This window comes from Streptomyces sp. URMC 123, assembly GCF_051386515.1.
GTDB lineage: Bacteria > Actinomycetota > Actinomycetes > Streptomycetales > Streptomycetaceae > Streptomyces.
This window is the reverse complement of the sequence record NZ_JBPQTV010000514.1, coordinates 1-2,915: the sequence shown is the minus strand read 5'-3', so window position 1 is coordinate 2,915 and position 2,915 is coordinate 1. Positions and strand designations below refer to the sequence as shown.

The 2,915-nt window shown below is 69.3% G+C and carries 2 protein-coding genes and 1 pseudogene; all 3 read right to left on the bottom strand.

The window, feature by feature from the left end; translation table 11 throughout:
* Positions 1-495 (bottom strand): TetR/AcrR family transcriptional regulator (locus tag ACSNOD_RS30160; protein WP_436770259.1); only part of this gene is annotated, 495 nt, incomplete at its 3' end.
* Positions 496-548: 53 nt separating this feature from the next.
* On the bottom strand, positions 549-2,639 hold the full coding sequence (locus tag ACSNOD_RS30155) for a YhgE/Pip family protein (protein ID WP_436770258.1): 2,091 nt from the start codon (positions 2,637-2,639) through the stop codon (positions 549-551).
* Positions 2,611-2,915, bottom strand: a pseudogene (locus ACSNOD_RS30150) (hypothetical protein); the annotation flags it as partial. The gene ACSNOD_RS30155 and the pseudogene ACSNOD_RS30150, both read right to left, overlap by 29 nt.

Sequence of the window (2,915 nt, the reverse complement as noted above, 5' to 3'; positions counted from 1 at the left end):
CAGGGCCGCCGCCGTCAGCTGCACATCGATGTCACCGCTGAGCTCGCCGTTCTCCACGGCCTCGCGCAGTACGGTCTCCACCACCGCCACGGCCTGCTGCCGCACCACCATGAGCGTCGACTGCCACGCCCGGTTGGTGCGCCACAGCTCGGCCACGTACAGCTGGGTGAAGGCCGGGTAGCGGTCGATGAACTCCAGGCCCGCCCGGATCATCGCGTCCAGGGCGTCCACCCTGCTGCCGCCCCGCGCGGCCGTCTCGTCCGCCGCCTGTTGCAGCGAGGCGGTGAGCAGGCCCACGCCGTGCCGCAGCAGCTCCTCGAAGAGCACGGTCTTGCTCGCGAAGTTGTAGTAGACCGTGCCCTTCGCGACCCCGGCGCGGTCGGCGATCTCGTCCACCGTGGTGGACGAGAAGCCCTTCTCCGCGATGAGGGTGACGGCCGCCTCGTAGAGCTTCGTCCGCGTCGCCTGGCGGCGACGAGTGCTGCTGCTGTCCATGGCGCCGATTCTCCCGGTTCCGGACCCCTTTCCGGCGCCGGTCGGGCCGGCCGTCACAGGGACAGCTCCGGGTGCAGCTTGTCGAGCTTCCAGACCTGCTTCTGCCGGGCGGAGAGCGCGGTGAGCGCCAGGGAGCCCACGGTGTAGGCCGCCAGTACGGCACAGCCGGTCCACACCACGCCCAGGTCACCACCGGTGATCAGGCGCCGCAGCCCCTCGACGACATGGGTCATCGGCAGATACGGGTGGATGGCGTTGAAGAAGCCAGGACTGGTCTCCACCGGGTAGGTGCCGCCCGCGGACGTCAGCTGGAGCATCAGCAGCGCCAGCACCAGGATGCGGCCCGCCGGCCCGAACCGGGCGTTGAGCAGCTGGATCAGCGCCGTGAAGCACGCCGTCACCAGCAGCAGGAAGCCGATCGTGCCGGCAGCCCGCTCCATCTTCAGGCCGAGGCCCCAGTGCAGTACGGACATCAGGGCGGCCGTCTGGAGCACGCCGAGCGCGGCCACCGGCAGCCAGCCGGCCAGTGCGATCCGCCAGGCGCTCGCGCCCGCCGCCATCGCCCGCCGGTTGAGCGGCTGGATCAGCATGTACGACACCATCGCGCCGACCCACAGGGACAGCGGGATGAAGTACGGCGCGAAGCCGGTGCCGTAGGTGTCCGCCTTGTGCATCGCCTGGTTGGCCAGCTGCACCGGGTCGGCCATGACATCCGTACGGAGGTCGCGCTGGTCCTTGTCGTAGTCCGGGATCTTCTTGGCGCCGTCGTGCAGACCGGTGGCGAGCTCGCCGGAGCCGTCGACCAGCTTGTACATGCCGCCGCTGAGGGTGTTGGCCCCGTTGGACAGCTTGCCGATGCCGGTGTCCAGGCTGCTCACGCCGGTCTTGGCGGTGGTGAGGCCGGCGTGCAGGTCGCTCGCCCCCTTGGCCACGGCCTTGGCGCCCTTGTTGAGCTCGTTGATCTTCTTGACGCTGGCGTCCAGGTCCTGGCCCAGGGTGGGCGCCTTCTCGCCGAGGTCCTCCGCCATCTTCTTCAGGGCGGCGACGTGGGTCTTCAGCTGGTCCACGTTCTTGTGGTCCTTGACCAGCGCGTTGAAGTCCTTCGCGGTGGTCGCGGCGTTGTTCATGTTGGTGACGTGCTTCTTGGCCGTCTCGCAGTCGATCTTGACCGCGTCGGCCTTGGGGCCGCCCTCGCAGAACGAGGCGTACAGCCCGGACGCGAAGGCGGCCGCCGCCCGCAGGTCGTCCTCGGCCTTCTGCGCCCGCTCCGGCAGCTTGTTCAGATCGGTGGTCATGGTGTTGCTCGCGGTGACGATGTCACGCGAGAGGTCACCGATCTGCTTGCCGTGCTCGTTGAAGAACGGCCGCACCTTGCCCGCCGCCAGGTTGACCTTGTCGGCGAGCTGCTGGGTGCCGTCCGCGACCTGCTTCGAACCGGACTTCAGGTCGTTGGCACCGGTCGTGAGCTTGTCGACACCCGTCTTGAGGCTCTTGCTGCCGTTCTTGGCGTCCCCGAGGCCGGTGGCGAGCTCGCCCGCGCCCTTCTTGGCCTTCCCGATGCCGTCCTCCAGCTGGTCCGCGCCCTCGGCGGCCTTCTCCGTCTTCTGGTGGATGTCGGAGAACGACACGAAGATCTTGTCGAGGAACGTGCGGGAGGTCTTCTTGGACGCGGAGCGCCGCACCTCGGAGAAGACCGACCGGGATATCTGGCCGACGATGTAGTTGTTCGAGTCGTTGGTGCTCACCTGGAGCGCGCCCGTCTCGGGGTTCTCGCCGGAGCTGGAGCCGACGCGCTCGCTGAAGTCCGAGGGAACCGTCAGCGAGAGGTAGTAGCGGCCCTTGGCGACGCCGTCCCGGGCCTCCTCGGGGCTCACCTCGCGCCAGTCGAAGGTCTTGCTCTCCCGCAGCCCGCTGACGATGTTGTCGCCCGCCTGCAGCTTCTCGCCGCCCACGGTGGCGCCCTTGTCCTCGTTGACGAGGGCGACGGGAATCTTGTCCAGCCGGCCGTACGGGTCCCAGAACGACCACAGGTACAGCGCGCCGTAGAGCAGCGGGAGGAGCAGCAGGGCGACGAGCGCGGCACGAGGGAGCTTGCCCCTGCCGAAACGCTTCAGCTCAAGCGCGGCCAGTCTTGGCGATCGCATCCGCCGCCCCCTTCTCGTTCTTCTCGTGCTTCTCGTTCGTGGCCGTGTCGTCGTTCCGCGGGGCCCCGTCGCCGCCGGGCGCGGGAGTCTTCGCGAGGGCCTCGTCCTTCGCGGGGGCCTCGTCCTTCGCCGTGGCCTCGCCGGTCTCGGTGGCCTTCGGCGTGGCCTCCGGTGCGGCGGGGGCCTTGGTGAGATCGGCCTTCGCGAGGGCCTCGTCCTTCGCGGGGGCCTCGTCCTTCGCCGTGGCCTCGCCGGTCTCGGTGGCCTTCGGCGTGG